16 protein-coding genes are annotated in these 17,782 nt (G+C 35.7%); 15 read left to right on the top strand and 1 reads right to left on the bottom strand.

Annotation, left to right across the window (positions count from 1 at the left end; all coding sequences use genetic code 11):
- Nucleotides 1-4: 4 nt before the first annotated feature.
- The 3 genes from pepF to K5Q12_RS03240 are packed head-to-tail and all read left to right on the top strand — an operon-like array spanning nucleotide 5 to nucleotide 3,191.
- The gene (gene pepF / locus K5Q12_RS03230) at nucleotides 5-1,804 is read left to right on the top strand and encodes an oligoendopeptidase F (RefSeq protein WP_220742282.1); all 1,800 of its coding nucleotides are present in this window, start codon (nucleotides 5-7) and stop codon (nucleotides 1,802-1,804) included.
- A gap of 33 nt (nucleotides 1,805-1,837) precedes the next feature.
- Nucleotides 1,838-2,239 (top strand): cytidine deaminase, encoded by a 402-nt coding sequence (locus K5Q12_RS03235; RefSeq protein ID WP_220742283.1) that lies wholly within the window; start codon nucleotides 1,838-1,840, stop codon nucleotides 2,237-2,239.
- Nucleotides 2,240-2,273: 34 nt separating this feature from the next.
- Entirely contained in the window at nucleotides 2,274-3,191 is a 918-nt protein-coding gene (locus K5Q12_RS03240; protein ID WP_220742284.1) for a phosphoglycerate dehydrogenase, read from the top strand.
- An 11-nt stretch (nucleotides 3,192-3,202) separates the two neighbouring features.
- Here the strand turns inward: K5Q12_RS03240 and K5Q12_RS03245 are convergent, their stop codons facing one another.
- The gene (locus tag K5Q12_RS03245) at nucleotides 3,203-4,186 is read right to left on the bottom strand and encodes a LacI family DNA-binding transcriptional regulator (RefSeq protein ID WP_220742285.1); all 984 of its coding nucleotides are present in this window, start codon (nucleotides 4,184-4,186) and stop codon (nucleotides 3,203-3,205) included.
- 163 nt (nucleotides 4,187-4,349) lie between these two features.
- Between K5Q12_RS03245 and K5Q12_RS03250 the strand changes: the two genes are divergently transcribed.
- The 12 genes from K5Q12_RS03250 (at nucleotide 4,350) to K5Q12_RS03305 (ending at nucleotide 17,760) form a co-directional block, all read left to right on the top strand.
- The gene (locus tag K5Q12_RS03250; protein WP_220742286.1) at nucleotides 4,350-5,366 is read left to right on the top strand and encodes a zinc-dependent alcohol dehydrogenase family protein; all 1,017 of its coding nucleotides are present in this window, start codon (nucleotides 4,350-4,352) and stop codon (nucleotides 5,364-5,366) included.
- Between the two features lie 4 nt (nucleotides 5,367-5,370).
- Nucleotides 5,371-6,102 (top strand): DUF6198 family protein, encoded by a 732-nt coding sequence (locus tag K5Q12_RS03255; protein WP_220742287.1) that lies wholly within the window; start codon nucleotides 5,371-5,373, stop codon nucleotides 6,100-6,102.
- Nucleotides 6,103-6,167: 65 nt separating this feature from the next.
- Nucleotides 6,168-6,551, top strand: coding sequence for a VOC family protein (locus K5Q12_RS03260; protein WP_004907397.1), 384 nt, complete (start codon nucleotides 6,168-6,170; stop codon nucleotides 6,549-6,551).
- A gap of 282 nt (nucleotides 6,552-6,833) precedes the next feature.
- Nucleotides 6,834-7,700 carry an ROK family protein gene (locus K5Q12_RS03265; protein ID WP_220742288.1) on the top strand — a complete coding sequence of 289 codons (867 nt, stop codon included), beginning with the start codon at nucleotides 6,834-6,836 and terminating at the stop codon, nucleotides 7,698-7,700.
- A 70-nt stretch (nucleotides 7,701-7,770) separates the two neighbouring features.
- Complete coding sequence (locus tag K5Q12_RS03270) at nucleotides 7,771-8,139, top strand: winged helix-turn-helix transcriptional regulator (protein WP_220742289.1); 369 nt, start codon at nucleotides 7,771-7,773, stop codon at nucleotides 8,137-8,139.
- Nucleotides 8,140-8,490: 351 nt separating this feature from the next.
- Nucleotides 8,491-9,540: a phenylalanine--tRNA ligase subunit alpha gene (gene pheS / locus K5Q12_RS03275; RefSeq protein ID WP_220742290.1), complete on the top strand. Its 1,050-nt coding sequence runs from the start codon at nucleotides 8,491-8,493 to the stop codon at nucleotides 9,538-9,540.
- Between the two features lie 2 nt (nucleotides 9,541-9,542).
- Complete coding sequence (gene pheT, locus K5Q12_RS03280) at nucleotides 9,543-11,999, top strand: phenylalanine--tRNA ligase subunit beta (RefSeq protein ID WP_220742291.1); 2,457 nt, start codon at nucleotides 9,543-9,545, stop codon at nucleotides 11,997-11,999.
- A gap of 77 nt (nucleotides 12,000-12,076) precedes the next feature.
- On the top strand, nucleotides 12,077-13,363 hold the full coding sequence (gene murA, locus K5Q12_RS03285) for a UDP-N-acetylglucosamine 1-carboxyvinyltransferase (RefSeq protein ID WP_220742292.1): 1,287 nt from the start codon (nucleotides 12,077-12,079) through the stop codon (nucleotides 13,361-13,363).
- A 103-nt stretch (nucleotides 13,364-13,466) separates the two neighbouring features.
- Nucleotides 13,467-13,733: a type B 50S ribosomal protein L31 gene (locus K5Q12_RS03290; RefSeq protein WP_220742293.1), complete on the top strand. Its 267-nt coding sequence runs from the start codon at nucleotides 13,467-13,469 to the stop codon at nucleotides 13,731-13,733.
- A gap of 119 nt (nucleotides 13,734-13,852) precedes the next feature.
- Nucleotides 13,853-15,229, top strand: coding sequence for a 23S rRNA (uracil(1939)-C(5))-methyltransferase RlmD (gene rlmD / locus K5Q12_RS03295; RefSeq protein ID WP_220742294.1), 1,377 nt, complete (start codon nucleotides 13,853-13,855; stop codon nucleotides 15,227-15,229).
- A 47-nt stretch (nucleotides 15,230-15,276) separates the two neighbouring features.
- Nucleotides 15,277-16,605, top strand: a complete 1,329-nt coding sequence (locus tag K5Q12_RS03300) for a UDP-N-acetylmuramoyl-tripeptide--D-alanyl-D-alanine ligase (protein ID WP_220742295.1) — start codon at nucleotides 15,277-15,279, stop codon at nucleotides 16,603-16,605.
- A gap of 27 nt (nucleotides 16,606-16,632) precedes the next feature.
- Nucleotides 16,633-17,760 carry a serine hydrolase domain-containing protein gene (locus tag K5Q12_RS03305; RefSeq protein WP_220742296.1) on the top strand — a complete coding sequence of 376 codons (1,128 nt, stop codon included), beginning with the start codon at nucleotides 16,633-16,635 and terminating at the stop codon, nucleotides 17,758-17,760.
- The last annotated feature ends 22 nt before the right edge of the window (nucleotides 17,761-17,782 follow it).

Consider the following 17,782-nt stretch of genomic DNA (forward strand, 5'->3'; position numbering starts at 1 on the left):
AATTATGGGACAATTAAGTCGTGAAGAAGTACCTCAAGCATTAACTTGGGATTTGACGAGTATTTTTAATTCTGATGATGAGTGGGAGAAAGCCTTTGCTGAAGTAAAAGAAAAAGTAAATCATTTAACTAAATTTATGGGACATGTGGGTGATTCGGCAGAAACATTGCTAAAAGCTTTGGAATCAAACTTATCTGTTGAACGTAGATTAGAAAAAGTTTATGTTTATGCTCATCAAATATACGATCAAGACACGACAAATCAAAAATATGCTGGTTTTAATGCACGAGTGCAAGCGCTATGGGCTCAAGTAAGTGAAGCAACAGCTTATTTCCAACCAGAAATTCTAGATATTCCAGATGATACGTTGAGCGACTATTTATCAACACCTAGTCTCAAAAAGTATAGGCATCTTTTTGAGGTAATATTAGCACAGAAATCACATACATTACCAGCTGATCAAGAAGCGTTATTGGCGGGAGCAAGTGATATTTTTAGTGCATCTGAGAATACATTCGGGGCACTAGATAATTCTGATTTGACTTTTGGCAATGTACATACTGAATCTGGTGAGGTAGTGCCGTTAACTAACGGTTTATACAGTCTGCTATTAGAGTCACAAAATAGATCACTTAGGAAAGAAGCTTTTGAAACCTTATATGACAGTTACATTGGATTACAAAATACATTTGCATCAACTTTGTCATCGCATATTAAAGGGCATAATTTTCTAGCTAAGGTGCATCATTATCAGTCTGCTAAAGAGGCTGCTATTTTGCCACATAATGTGCCGACAAGTGTTTTTGAGACACTACGTAGTTCAGTAAATAGCCATCTACCTTTATTGCATAGATTTGTGGCATTACGTCGTCGACTTTTGAATGTAGAGGATGTCCATAGCTATGATTTGTACGTGCCACTGGTAGCAGATATTGATTTTGATGTCTCCTATGATAAGGCAAAAAATATTGTTCTTGATGCGCTATCACCATTGGGAGATGACTATATAAGCATTGTGAAAAGGGCGTTCAATGAAAGATGGATTGACGTTGTAGAAAATAAAGGGAAAAGAACTGGTGCCTATTCAAGTGGTGCGTATGATACCAATCCTTATATTTTGTTAAATTGGCAAAATAATTTGAATAATGTTTACACTTTGGTACATGAATTGGGACACTCTGTTCATTCTTATTTCACTCGGAAAACACAAGATTATCATTATGGTGATTATCCAATATTTCTGGCAGAAATTGCATCTACAACAAATGAGAGCTTATTAACAGATTATCTTTTGAAAACTAATAATGATCCTAAGTTTCAAGCATATGTATTAAACCAGTACTTGGATGGTTTCAAGGGAACAGTGTTCAGACAGACGCAGTTTGCTGAGTTTGAACACTGGATCCATGAACAATCTGCTGCTGGAGAAGCATTGACTGCTGATAAAATGAGTAATTATTATGCAGAGCTTAATCAAAGATATTATGGTCCAGACTTGTTTCCAGATGAAGAAATTGCCTATGAATGGTCGCGCATTCCTCATTTTTATTATAATTATTACGTCTACCAATATGCTACTGGAGAGGCAGCTGCTACAACATTGGCAGATCGTATTATTAACAAAAATGGAGCTGATTCATATAAAGATTATTTGAAAGCTGGCTCTTCAGATTATCCACTAAATGTTATTGCAAAAGCAGGTGTGGACATGGAGAGTGATACTTATTTAGAGCAAGCATTTGATGTATTCGAGTCTCGATTAACGCAGTTAGAATTGCTTTTAACAAAAACTAATGAACAATAATATTTAATAAATTTGTGATGTGATGAGGAAAAAATGTTGGATAACAAAGCACCAAAACAACTCAAAAATATTGCGCTATCAGCATTAGAAGAAACCTATACTCCTTACTCACATTTTCCTGTTGGGGCAGCTTTATTGACTAACAGTAATGAAGTTTTTAAGGGTATTAATATTGAAAATGTTTCGTTTGGACTAACAAATTGTGCAGAAAGAACAGCTATATTTAGTGCAATAGCTCAGGGACATCGCAAATTTAAGGGACTTGTTATATCTGGTCGAACGCAGAAACCTATTACACCATGTGGGGCATGCCGCCAAGTAATGGTGGAATTTTTCGAACCTGATATGCTTATATGGTTGATTAATAATAAAGGTGATGAAATTTTAACTAATGTTGAGTCTCTAATGCCAGGTTCATTTAAATCGCTCAATTGAGCATAATAGCCGTTTGAAAATCGGAGGATTATTTATGAAAAAAGTTTTAGTTTTTGATGGTATTGCACAAAAGGCGATTGATTACTTAAAAGAAAATAATTTAACAGTTGTGTCTAATAAACAAAGTCGTGACAGTGATTTTTTAGATAATCAGGATGCTGATGCGATCATTTTAATGATGCATCAAATAGCTGAACCAATATTAAATCAGTTGAATAATCTTAAAATCATTGCGCGTTATGGTGTGGGGTATGATAATGTCAATTTAGAAGACGCTAAGTCACATGGTGTTGTTGTTACAAATACACCTGGTGCGAATGCGACAGCTGTTGCTGAGACTGCTGTTATGCATATGCTAATGGCGGGGAGATACTTTTATCAGGAACGGCAAAGTATTACAGGTGAATCTTTAAAACCACAAAAAGGGCAAGAAATAACTGGTAAAACAGTGGGTATTATTGGCTTTGGTGCTATTGGACAAAAAATTGATGAATTACTTTCGGGTTTTAATGTCAATATTTTAGCTTATGCACGCCATGCTAAAACAGTGAGAAATGGCAGAATGGCATCATTAGAAGAAATTTATAAACAGTCTGATTTTATTATTCTTGCCCTACCCGCAACTCCTGAGACAACACATATGATTGATGAAACAGTTTTCAAGAAAATGAAAAATACTGCTGTACTTGTGAACATTGCACGTGGCGCAGTGATTGATGAACCAGCTTTAATTAATGCATTGCAAGATGGTGAAATAGCAAGTGCAGGTTTAGACGTGGTTACCGAAGAACCAGCGACTAAAGATAATCCTTTACTTAAAATGCCTAATGTTTTTGTTACTCCTCATATTGCTGCTAAATCAATAGAAGCCTTTGATTCTGTTGGATTAGCAGCAGCTAAAGAGGTTGTAAGGGTATTAAATAATGAGAAACCATTAAATCAAGTTAATTAAAAACAACTCGCTTATAGCGAGTTGTTTTTTTTCGGTTCATAAAGTTTGACTGGTAGTGGTTCAGTACTAATTTCTGGCGTTTGATAAATTTCAGCAAATAATACATCAATCAGTTTTGTAGCTGCTTCATGAATTGGCTGTACAATTGTTGGTAAATTTGGATGTAGTGATTGTACGATCGGGGAACCATCATAGCCAACAATTATGACATCCTTTGGTACATTAAATCCAAGAGATTCCAACGTATTTTTAAGTTGAATAGCCATCACATCGTTATAAGCAAAGACACCATCTACTTTTTGGTTTTTAATATGATTAACAACACGCTCTATAACTTCTGAATCAGGTGTGCTATTTGAGTTGAATTCTAAGGTAACTACTTTTTGTTGATTACCAACAGCATCCATGAATCCGTCATATCTTTTTGTTGTCGGAGAAAGTGAGTTATCATTATCATTTAGCACAAGTAGGTTTTTAGCCCCTTGTTTGAGTAAATAGTCGCCGGCTAAATAGCCACCTTGATAGTTATCTTCGCTAACTATTGGGACATTATCTGCTAAATGGCGATCGTAGGCAACAATTGGTAAGAATGCGTTTTTATAGTCTTCAATACCCAGATTATGTGATGATGTAATAATGCCTTCAACTTGGTTAGCAGCAAGCATTTGTAAATATTGCTCTTCTTTTTCGATATTATTAGCACTTGTGGCAATAATCACTTTATAACCTTTTTCGAATAATTGTTGTTCAATTTCACTGGCTAAAGCAGTAAAAAATGGATTTTGGATGTTAGGAAATATTAGACCGATGAATTGTGAAGATTTTCCTTGTAGAGACCTTGCCATTGCGTTTGGTTGGTAATGAAGTTCACGCATAGCATCATGAACTTTATCAATTGTTTTTTGGCTCAATGAACCGTAGTTATTGATAACACGGGAAACTGTTGTTACAGAGACACCTGCTAGTTCAGCAACGTCACTTAATTTTGCAACCATGGAAACCTCCAAATAATTTGTTTTCTTTAATCCATTATACACTTTTTTGTGAAAATTTAATGTTGCATAATTTTCTCATAATTCTGCCTTGACAATAAAATTACAAAGGTTTAACATTGTCCATGTAAGTTAAATAGATCACAATAGAAGAGGAGAATTAATCATGGATGCATTAGTATTGACAGGCATCAAGTCATTAGAGTTGCAAGACATTGCACAACCAGAAGTAAAACCAAACGAGGTTAAGATTCACACAGCATTTGCTGGTATTTGTGGTACAGACCATGCATTGTACGCTGGTTTGCCAGGTTCAGCACCTGCTGTACCTCCAATCGTTTTGGGACACGAAAATTCAGGTGTTGTTGCCGAAGTTGGTTCGGCTGTAACAAATGTTAAAGTAGGTGACCGTGTAACTGTTGATCCTAACATTTATTGTGGACAATGCAAGTTCTGCCGTACAGGACGTCCAGAATTGTGTGAACATTTGTCAGCTGTTGGTGTTACTCGTGATGGTGGTTTTGAAGAATATTTCACAGCACCAGCATCAGTTGTTTACCCAATTCCTGATAATGTTTCATTGAAGTCAGCAGCTGTTGTTGAACCCATTTCATGTGCTGTTCATGGTATTAAATTATTGAAGGTTACACCATATCAAAAAGCTTTGGTTATTGGTGATGGCTTCATGGGTGAACTTTTTGTACAAATTTTGCAAGCCTACGGTATTCACCAAGTTGACTTGGCAGGTATTGTTGACGAAAAGTTGGCAATGAACAAAGAAAAGTTTGGCGCAAAGAATACATTTAACACAATGAAGGGTGACAAGATCCCAGATGGTGAATATGACGTTGTGATTGAAGCAGTAGGTATGCCACAAACACAAGAAGCTGCAATTGAAGCAGCAGCTCGTGGTGGACAAGTTTTGATGTTTGGTGTTGGTGGTCCTGATGCCAAGTTCGAAATGAACACATATGAAGTCTTCCAAAAGCAATTGACAATTCAAGGTTCATTTATTAACCCTAATGCATTTGAAGATTCATTGGCCTTGTTGTCATCAGGTAAGTTGAACGTTGAAGCATTGATGTCACACGAATTGGACTATAACACAGTTGACGACTTTGTTAATGGTAAGCTTGGCGTAGTTTCAAAGGCCGTTGTTAAAGTTGGTGGAGAAGAGGCATAATTCGATGAACGCTAAAAACGTAGCACAGACGACATCTAAAACTGGTCGCACGCTGACGATTGGCGCTTCATTATCATATTTTGTGATTTCTTTGGTAATCAACGCGGCTGGTAATGTCTTAACAGTCGTTACAAGTCAAAAAATCCACCCAGCTTTTCTGGGTTCTGCTTATTGGACAGCCGCAGAGTCTGGTTTTAATAAAGCAGTATTTCAAGGATCAAACTTGATGCTTGGTTGGGTGTTTTTCATTGTAGGGGTTTTAATTGCCGTTTTAAATGTATTTTTACAAGGTTATTTCGATTGGAAAAAGTTTGTTGGTAATATAGCATTTATGGTGCCATTTTCAGTTCTAATTAGCTTTTTTGCGGGCCTGTTTTCACAAGTATTACCTGAATCACATAGTCTCGTAACAACCGTAATTTACACGGTACTGAATTTTGTTGGCGTTGCGATGATTGCAATCGCTATTTCAATTTATCAGCGCACTAATCTTGTATTACACCCAGCAGATGATTTAATGCAGATTTTGAGATTTAAGTATTTCAAAGGCTCTGCCGCTAAAGCGATGTGGGCGTCATATATTCCGCCAACAATTATTGGTATTATTGCTATTATTATCTTACCTGATTTTACCAATTATGGTGTCGGTACAGTGTTCGCATTTCTATTTCAAGGTGGCATTACGGGTTGGGGAGACAAAGCAATTTTTCCAAATCTTAAGCACCAAGGGATTTAATTATCATGAAGACGTGGAACAAAAGATAGTTCCGGCCTTTGCATTCTAAATTATAGGAGCATATCATGTCATTTTCAGATTATTATTCAGGCGTACAACACATTGGTATTCCAACAAAAGATTTAGCAGCTGCTGAAGCTTTTTGGACAAAGCTAGGTTTCACTAAAACAGGTGATTTTCCAGTTGGAAATGTTATTTTCATGAAGCGCGACAATCTTGTGATTGAAACTTGGCAACAAGATGAAGTTGCTGGAAAACCTGGCGCAATTAATCATATTTCTATGGATACTACAGATGCTGATGCAGCATTTGTTGCTGCTAAGGCTGAAGGTTTTAAACTAATTGATTCAGAAGTGCAACATTTAGCTTTCTGGGAAAAAGGTATTAAGTTCTTTAACATTGAGGGACCTGATGCAGTTATTGTTGAATTTTGCGAAATTGTTAAGTAAAAAAAGGGACACAGTTTACTGTGTCCCTTTTTTTTAGAAGTATTGATTTAAAAATGTTTTCAACATTATTTCAGAAAATGTTACATAATTTTCATTTGGTTAAGTTATTTATTTATGTGACAATCGCTTGACACGGGAATATAAAATCTATTAAACTATTCATGTAAGCGCTTAACATCATTTATTATTTAACTGATAAAGTGCCTAGTATGATACTTGTGTAGTGCATTGTTACACTGTGGTGTACAAATACTTAGATTATAAAAAGAAAAGAGAATAGTCATGGGATTATTAGGTGCAATTGAAGCTGGTGGAACAAAATTTGTTGTTGCTGTGGCAGATGAAAATTTTAACATTATTGAAAGAACAGCCTTTCCAACATTGGACGGTGAAAAAACACTCGATCAAGTTATTGCTTTCTTTGATAAATTTGAAAACATTGATGCTATTGGAATTGCTGCATTTGGACCAATTGATATTGTTGAGGGATCTAAGACCTACGGATATGTGCTAGCCACACCAAAAGTAGGTTGGTCAGGATATAACTTCCTTGGACGTATGAAGGCATGGCGTGATATTCCATATTTCTGGACGACTGACGTTAATGGTGCTGGATGGGCAGAATTTGAAACTGGAGCTGCTAAAGATGTCAACAATATGGTTTATCTAACAGTTGGTACTGGTGTTGGTGCTGGTATTGTCTCTGGTGGGCATTTAGTGAGTGGTTATGGACATCCAGAAGCAGGACATATTTTCTTGCAAAAACATCCAGAAGACAAATATGAAGGTCATTGCCCATTCCATGGTGATAATTGTTTGGAAGGTTTGGCAGCTGGTCCTGCTATTGAAGATCGTTGGCAAATGAGCGCTAAGGAAATTCCAGATGGGCACAAGGCTTGGGAAATTGAGGCATACTACTTGGCACAAGCAGCAGTGGATTATACGATGATTTTGCGTCCAGAAAAGATTGTACTTGGTGGTGGTGTACCTCACCGAGAAACATTATTTCCATTAATTAGAAAAAGCTTTGCAGAACAAATGAGTGATTATCTTGATGTACCGGACTTGGATGATTATATTGTTCCTGTTGCTAATGGTGATAATGCTGGCATATTGGGTTGTTTCTATCTAGCTAAAACACTTTTGTAATTCTCTTACTTTTTGTCGACGTAATGTTTTTATGTTATTATGAACATATTAATATTTCGAGGACAAAAGTGTGGCGAAAACAATCAAGGACAATGATATTGCGATATGCGAAAATTTTACCAATACGTTTAAAATTTTAGGACGTAAGTGGAATGGCTTAATTATTGAGATATTTTTAATTAGTGGAAAAAAGCGTTTTCTTGAACTTTCAAGAGCTATTCCAGCCTGCTCTGACCGTGTTTTAGTTGAACGTTTGAAAGAACTAGAAGCAGCTAATTTAGTAAAACGAGTGACTTATGAGGATTCAAGTTTAATTGAATATAAACTGACAGAGGCTGGTGAAGCTATGAGACCTATGATGGCGGCTATTCATGAGTGGTCAGATAAATACAATAGTCTAACTATTGCCAAACATAAGGACAGCAACGCTTTGTCATGATATACTGTTAGTAGGGATTGAGCGAAAGTAAAATAAAACGTTCAGTTTAAATATTTTCTAACACTGTGAATGACCTAGTATTTGTCATAATCTGTTTAGCGAGTGGTTAATTTTTGATGAAAAGACCATCTTATTATGAACATTGAATTTCAGTCAGGAGTGTTTTGACGTAATGGTCGACGCATAGCAGCGATATCGCTACATAAGCCAGTGTTAATGCTGGAAATTTGGGTGGTACCACGGTTTAAAACGTCCCATGTTATCTAATATTAGATAACATGGGACGTTTTTTATTGAAAAAGTCCACAAAAAGTTATTTGAAGATTCTAGTATAGTTTGAAAGGAATAATTATGAGTTTAATTGAGGATTTAAAGTCCCTTAAAGAAACAGCTGTCAAGCGTATTAATGCAACTGAAGCGGATATAGAAGCACTGAGAGTTGGATTATTGGGAAAAAAAGGCGAATTAACGTTATTACTAAAAGGTATGAAGGATGTCGCTCCTGAAGATAGGAAAACAGTTGGTGAAATTGGAAATGATGTTAGACAAAAAATTACGACATTATTATCTGAAAAAAAAGCTGCAATCGAAGAGCAACGTCTAAACGAACAATTAGCTTCTGAAACTGTTGATGTTACTATGCCTGGTAGCAATCATCACGTTGGACAACCACACGTTTTACAACAAATTATTGATGAGATAGAACAACACTTCTTAGGACTTGGATTTGAAGTGATTGATGATATTGTTGATTCACCTGAAGTGGAAACTGATGAATATAATTTTGAAAGAGAAAATCTACCTAAAGATCATCCTGCTCGAGATATGCAAGATACTTTTTATATTACGCCCGAAATCTTACTCAGAACGCAAACTTCTCCTGTTCAATCGCGTTCGTTAGAAAAGCATGATTTTTCAAAGGGACCATTGAAAATGATTGCACCAGGAAAAGTTTATCGACGGGATACTGATGATGCAACGCATTCACATCAATTTCATCAAGTAGAGGGAATGGTTGTCGGAGAAAATATTACCATGGCTGATTTGAAAGGTACATTACTTTCAATCATGCAAGAATTATTTGGTGAAAAACATCAAATACGTATGCGACCATCATATTTTCCATTTACTGAACCATCAGTAGAAGTAGATGTTTCTTGGAATGAAGTCACACCTGACATGAAACCAGAAGATATTCAGTGGATTGAAGTGCTTGGTGCTGGTATGACTCATCCAAATGTACTACGGATGGACGGTATAGATCCAGAAAAGTATTCAGCTTTTGCCTTTGGATTGGGACCGGACCGATTTGCAATGCTGAAATATGGTGTTGATGACATACGTCAATTTTACTTAAATGATGTTAGATTTCTATCACAATTTAATCGAAAGGGTAATTAAAAATGAAGATTAGTTTGAAATGGTTAAATCAATTTTTGTCAGAAAATATCTCGCTTGATGAAAAAACTGTGAATGACTTGGCCGAAAAAGTTGAACGAACAAGTGTTGAGGTGGATTCTGTTTCAACACTTGCAAAAAAACAAGATGGGTTGGTTGTTGCAAAAGTTTGTTCCATAGTAGCGCACCCTGATTCTGATCATATGGTCATCACACAATTAGATATTGGTCAAAAAGAGTTAGTCCAAGTTGTTACAGGTGCACCTAATGTCGCTGAAGGGCAATTAGTTATTTTAGCAAAAGTTGGAGCGCATATTTTGGATGCTGCAACAGGTAAACTTGTTGAACTTAAAGTAGCTAATTTACGTGGTCAAGAATCATTTGGTATGTTAGTTGCATTACAAGAAATTGGTTTTGATAATAAAATTGCGCCAAAAGATTTTGAAGCAGGCATTTTTGTTTTTGATGAACAAGATGGTATGCAAGTAGGAGAAGATGCGCTTGAAGTTTTGGGGATGAACGAACCGGTTATAGATACTGATTTAACACCAAATCGTGCAGATATGCTATCAATGATTGGCACAGCGTACGAATTTGGAGCTATGCTCAATTTATCAGTATTACTTCCTGAATTTGATTTAGCAGAATATGAAAAAGAGACGAAGGATCAAATTACCTTAGATATTCAAGATAAAGACCTAACGTCTAAATATGCAGTTCGAGTGATTAATAACGTTTCTGTGACGGATTCCCCGCTTTGGTTACAAAAAATATTATGGAACGCTGGTATGCGACCAATCAATAACATTGTTGATATCACAAATTATATGATGCTTATGTATGGACAACCCCTTCATGCATTTGATCTTGATAAGTTACACAGCCATAAAATTATTGTACGTCGCGCAAAAAATAGCGAGACTCTCACAACACTTGACGGACAAAAACGTGATTTAAGAGCTAATGAAGATATTGTGGTAGCTACAGATGATGAAGCACTAATGTTAGCTGGTGTAATGGGTGGTGTTAGTTCAGAAGTTGATAGCAATACAAAAAATATTGTAATTGAAAGTGCCATTTTTAATGCTAGTTTGATTAGAGCTACTGCTCGTCGCCATAATATACATTCAGAGGCATCTGCGCGATTTGAAAGAGGCATCAATAGAGATAATACGTTTGTTGCCTTAGACCATGCAGCCCAGTTAGCTGATGAAGTAGCCCATGGCCAGATTAGTCATGGTATGGTTGTTGCAGTAGACGAACCATATGAAACAAAAAAACAAAAGTTAAGTATCCGGAGAGTTAATAAAATCCTAGGGACAGCTTTATCTGAAAAAGAAATATCTGATATTTTTGCTAAACTAAATTTTCAATATACAGTCTCCAAAGATGTTTTTGAGGTGGTATTACCTGCTCGCCGTCCTGATCTGTCTATTGAGGCGGATTTGATTGAAGAAATAGCTCGCCTTTATGGATATGATAACTTACCAATGACATTACCTTATGGACCAACAACACCGGGTAAATTGACAACAACGCAGAGACAAATTAGAGCGAGTCGACGCATTATGGAAAGTTTAGGGATGAATCAGGCTATTTCATATGTGTTAACGACACCTGAAAAAGCTAAACAATTTGCTGAAAATGCTATCGATGAAGTTGTATCATTAGATTATCCAATGAGTTCTGATCGTACAACTGTTCGTCAAAATTTACTGGCCGGTTTATTAGAAGATGTTTCTTATAATGTTAGTCATTCTGTTCATAATATTGCACTCTATGAACAAGGGCGAATTTTTATATCAAATAACAAAGAATCATTGCCAACAGAAATTGAGCATATTGCAGGAGTACTAACGGGTACTTTACAAACCTCAACTTGGCAGACGTCAAAAATGGCTCAACCTGTAGATTTTTATGATATCAAAGGAATTGTTGACTCATATCTCGAACAAATAGGTGTTGCAAACGTAACATATCGTGCCACAACACGGCATGATAATATGCACCCAGGACAAACCGCTGATGTATACAGTGATAATACTTATTTAGGATTTGTAGGACAAATTCATCCTAAATTAACTAAATCACAAAAGCTACCTGCAATTTTTGGGTTTGAATTGAATTTATTTACTGTGCTTTCTGCTACAAATCATTCTACGGAATATAAAGTTGTGTCGCGATTCCCGCAAATCAGCCGTGATGTTGCGTTACTCGTTAATAATCAAATCACACATGAAGATATTATTGAAGTGATCCAAAATTATGCAGGAGATAAACTGTTTGAAGTTAAATTATTTGATGTATATGTTGGCGATAAACTACCCGCAGGTAAAAAATCATTGGCATATAACTTAGTTTTCCAAGACGAGAATACGACATTAGTCGAATCAGAAATAAATGTTGCTTTTAATAGGGTTTTGCAAGCATTAGTATCAGAAATAAAAGCAGAAATTCGTTAGTCAATTTAAATTAATTTGAGTTAAGTACAGTTTCCCTGTATAATTGACTGTGGACTATAACGTTTTAAGGAAAATTCATGGCTAAAATAATTGTAAATGGTGGAAAGCGCATTCAAGGAGAGGTCACAATAGGTGGCGCCAAGAATTCGACAGTAGCGTTAATACCCGCTGCTATTTTGGCTGATACGCCAGTAAAATTTGATACTGTACCTCAGATTCTCGATGTTAAAAACTTGCAATTGATTTTAGATGCAATGAATGTACATTCGAAATTTGAAAATGGTGATTTAGATATTGATCCAACACAAATTGCGGAAAGTGAGTTACCTAGTGGTGCGATTAAATCATTGAGAGCTTCCTATTATTTTATGGGTGCACTGTTGGGTAGATTTAATCGTGCTACTGTCACTTTTCCAGGCGGTGATAATTTAGGACGTCGACCTATTGATCAGCATATAAAAGGTTTCGAAGCACTTGGAGCTAGTGTAACAGAATCAAATGATATTATTCATATAGATGCTACTGAGAATGGTTTAACTGGGGCTCGCATTGCCTTAGATACTGTTTCTGTAGGTGCGACTATCAATATTATTTTGGCTGCTGTTCGTGCAAAGGGACAGACAGTCATTGAAAATGCTGCACGAGAACCCGAAATTATTGATATTGCAACTTTTTTAAACAACATGGGAGCAAACATTCGCGGGGCAGGAACAGATACAATACGTATTGCGGGTGTACCAAGTTTGAAAGCAAGGAATACACACACTGTTATTCCTGATAGGATTGAAGCAGGAACATATATGAGTATGGCTGCTGCGTTTGGTAATGGCGTAACGATTAAAAATGTTATTCCTGAACACTTGGAATCTTACACTTCAAAATTAATTGAAATGGGGGTTAATCTTGAAATAGGTGAAGATACTATCCATGTTTATCCATCAAACACATTGCAACCAGTTACCATTAAAACAATGCCTTATCCTGGCTTCGCCACCGATTTACAGCAACCAATCACACCATTATTGCTTATGGCAGAAGGTGAAAGTCTTATTCGTGATACCATTTATCCAAAGCGAGTTAAACATATTGCTGAATTAAGACGAATGGGAGGAGATATTGATTCTGAAATTCCAGGGAAAATCAGGGTAAATCATTCGCCACGATTAATCGGAACAACTGTTGAAGCCGCAGAAATAAGAGCAGGAGCTGCCCTTGTTATAGCTGCTATTATGGCAGAAGGCCAAACAGTCATTAATGATGCAGATCACATTTTGCGTGGTTATGATCGTATACAAGATAAGTTGACAGCGTTAGGTGCTGATATAACAATTGAAGGTATTGATTTAATTAATTTAATGCCTTAAATAATAATTTAAGTTCTTGCAACAAATTGTGTACCATGATAAAATATACTGGTTATATACTGACTCTGTTACAGAAGTATCAGGGCGCTAAGGAGAAATAGTTATGCAAGCAGAAATTCATCCAGATTACCGTCCAGTAGTTTTTCTTGATGCTACTACAGGTAAAAAGTTTTTGTCAGCTTCAACAGTAACATCAAATGATACAACTGATTTTGAAGGACAAGAATATCCTGTAATTCGTATGGATATTACATCAGACTCACATCCATTTTACACTGGTAAGCAAAAGTTTACGCAAGCTGATGGTGCAGTCGACAAGTTCAACAAGAAGTTTGCTGGATTTGGTTTCAAGAACAACGAAGATAAGTAATTGTTCTGTTAAAAGCGTTCACTTAAGTGAACGCTTTTATTTTTTATTAAAACAGATGGAGGGATACTGTAGGTTAATATGCTTTTTGATAGCTATTAACTCTGCACTATAGAATAAACATGACAAGAACAGTACTTCCAGTTAAGTTGAATCAAAAGATTACAGCCGATGTTGATGATATTCGTATTGACGGTATGGGTATTGTCTATATCACACCTGATTATCCAATCTTTGTAGCAGATGCTATTCCCGATGAAAAAATTTTGTTTGAAGTGACACAAGTTGACAAATTCTCGGGTTACGGAAAAATTATCAAAAGATTAATAGCATCAGATAAGCGTCAAAATAGTGATCGACAATATTTGATTGATGCCGGAACAGCACCATTAGTTAACTTGAAATATAATGCACAACTTGATTTGAAAAAACAGCAAGTTAGACGCTTATTTGAACAGAAAAATATAGATGTTATTGTTAGTGATACTATCGGTATGGAAAATCCTACCTATTATCGAAACAAAACTATTGTACCTGTTAAGTGGCAAAATGGACGTTTAACTAGTGGTTTTTATCGTCGTGGGACTCATGATTTGGTTCCAATGAATGATTACTTTGTAAATGATGAAAAAATTGATCAGGCGATTATTATCGTTAGAAACATCTTAGAAAAATACGTTATTAGTGCTTTTGATCCTGATACGCAAACTGGCGCAATAAGATATATCATGATAAGGCGTGGATATTATTCACATGAATTAATGGTTGTGTTAGTTTCAAATGAAAAGCAGATAAAATCAGAAGCTGAAATTATAGATGATATCAAGTCTGAATTACCGGAGTTAAAAAGCTTGATTTTTAACTATAGTCCCAAAAAAGATTTTGTATTGTTAAGCCCAAATAATCGAACGCTTTGGGGGCAGACTACTATAAATGATACTTTGTTGGGATATCAATTTATCATTGGGCCAAATTCTTTTTACCAAGTCAATCCACAGACTACTGAAATACTATATGATTTAGCAGCTAAAAAAGCAAAATTAAAATCAACTGATACGGTAATTGATGCATATTCAGGGATCGGAACAATAGGTATAACAATTTCAAAACATGTCAAAAAAGTTTTAGGTGTGGAAGTCGTTCCTGGTGCCGTGGTAGATGCACAATCAAATTTGCGTAATAATAATATTAGAAATGCTGAATATATTTTGTCAGATGCGCCTGAACAATTTAAGAAATGGCAAGCAGAAAAATTAAATCCAGATGTTGTTTTTGTTGATCCACCACGCCGTGGCTTAACGACACAACTTATTCAAGCTACTGTTGATATGGCACCAAATAAAATCGTATATATCAGTTGCAATCCAGTGAGTCTAGTTAGAGATGCAGAAGAAATTATAGCTAGTGGTTATCAAATTGATGGACCGATTATTCCGGTTGATCAGTTTCCTCAAACTTCTCATGTTGAAAGTATTACTGTATTTAAGAAAAGATTTTAATGCTATCAATTTTATTTAAATAAAAATGTATGATCTTGGGGTGGAAAATGAATGAATCATTAAAAAATATTGCTAGTCTACTGAAAGCAGACGTTCGTGGTGATGCAGTTATTACAGGAGTTGCTTTTGACTCTAGACAAGTTAAAGTTGGTGATATATTTGTTGCTTTAGTCGCTGCAAATGATGGGCATCGCTACATAACACAAGCAATCGAACGTGGTGCTTCGGCAGTGATGATTGATCACAAACACAAAATATTAAAAAATGTACCAACAATCATTGTCGAGGATACGTTAATAGCACTACAGCAATGGGGACGTATTCGACGTGAACAAATTAATCCGAAAGTGATAGCTATTACTGGGTCAAATGGTAAAACAACTACTAAAGATATGATGTTTGCTATTGGATCAACAAAGTTTAAAACCTTTAAAACCCCAGAAAATTATAATAATGAAATTGGCGTGCCGCTAACGTTATTAGCAATGCCTGAAGATACTGAATTGTTAGTAATTGAGCTGGGAATGGATAGATCTGGTCAGCTGACGATACTTTCAAAATTAGTCCAACCTGATATTGCTATTATTACAATGATTGGGGAAGCTCATATAGCATTTTTCAAAACTAGAGATAATATTGCTAAAGCAAAGCTTGAAATTACAAAGGGGTTAAAAAAGAACGGGATATTATTAGTACCCTTTGATGAACCACTACTAGTAAAAGCTAATTTGGACAAGTCAATGCAATTTTTTGGACAAGAAGTCGAGCAAATTGAAGCAAAATCAGACGAGACAACTTTTGTTTTTAAAAACGAAAGATTTGCAATTCCTGTCATAGGTAGGTATAATGTTATGAATGCGCTCGCAGCGATTTCTGCGAGTATGTTATTAGGTATTAATTTAAAACAAGCCACTCTGGCATTAAAAACATTTGATTTAACAAAAAACCGCACCGAAAAAATGGTAACCAGCAAAGGTGTTGTTTTAATTAGTGATGTTTACAATGCTAATCCCACAGCTGTTGCTGCTGTATTAAAAACAATTAAGACGATTCCAGCTCGTCGAAAGTATGTTGTTTTGGGGGATATGCTAGAATTGGGTGAACAAGCTGACAAGTTGCATGCTAGCTTGGCAACTCAAATATTAGACAGTAATGTCGATGGTGTATTTCTAGTTGGTGATTTATTTATTTTGAATACTGCACCACTACTTATAAAGGCAATGGGTAGAGATAACGTACATGAGTATAGAGCTAAGCAACTTGATCAACTAGCGAATGAATTATCGACTATAGCTAATCAGGATGATCTAATTGTTTTAAAAGGAAGCCATGGCATTCATTTGGAAGAAGTTGTTAAGTTGTTGATGACTTTATAATTATAAAGAGAGTTCAGGTCTGCGAATGTGCAACGTAAACAACATCAACAATTAAAAGGTAATTTATCGCATACAACATTGAGCCCGGTGATCGTAATTGCTCTAGTACTGATTGCTACGGTCATTGTAGTTACAACTGTAGTATCAGTTAATAATCAATCTATAACCTCAAAGATCACTGACCCATTTCGGCAAGAGGTATATTTACCAGGTAATCATGAGTCTGTTGCGATTGATAAACAGTTGAAAAGAAGTCGGTTTACTGGTACTGCTCTGATTGTTAAAAATAATCAGGTCGTTCTAAACAGGGGCTATGGATATGCTAATTTAGATACACATCAATTAAATACCCCGCGCTCGCTTTATCAAATTGCGTCTTTACAAAAAAGTTTGACAGCTACTTTGATTATGCAGCAAGTTGAGCAAGGTAAACTTCAGATGAATACTACACTGAGTCAATTTTATCCACGGATTCCCGATGCTAAACACATTACGATTAGGCAATTGTTGACTATGACTAGTGGATTAAAAGAATCCGATATTAACGAGAATGTATCTTCTGAACAGGAAAATATTGAGTTTGATGCTATCCATACTCAATTATTACCAAGCAAAACGTGGACATACCAATCAATCAATTTTAGGTTGTTGGCTGGTATTTTAATGAAGATTACGAATAAGTCATACACGTCATTAGTTGATAATTTTTTTAACAAACAACTAAAGTTGAACGTAGTCGATTATAAACACTTTAAAGATAATGTTTATAGCACAACAAGCTATACAGGTAAAAAAGTATCTAATATTAGTCAGCAAAACTATGCGCAAGAAACTGGTACTGGAAATGTGGCAATGTCTGCTGGAATGCTATATCAGTACTATAAATTGTTAATAGATAACAAGATTTTGAAAAAACAGTTTTTGGCTGATATGTGGACACATCCTTATAATTCTGCCTATGCTAGTGGGTTATACCATTATGAAGATTATCACTATGGACATGGATTTCTTGGAGGCTTTGAGCCAACGGTTTTTCTTACTAAAGATGGTAAAAATTGTGTTATTTTATTAAGTAATCGTCACTTAGAGGGTAGCAGTTGGCAACCATTAACCAAACAGATTTTTATGCAAGTAACAAATATTAACGTTAAATAATTATAAGCGCTAAATGCGCAGA

The sequence above is a fragment of the Leuconostoc palmae genome (assembly GCF_019656075.1).
Lineage (GTDB): Bacteria > Bacillota > Bacilli > Lactobacillales > Lactobacillaceae > Leuconostoc > Leuconostoc palmae.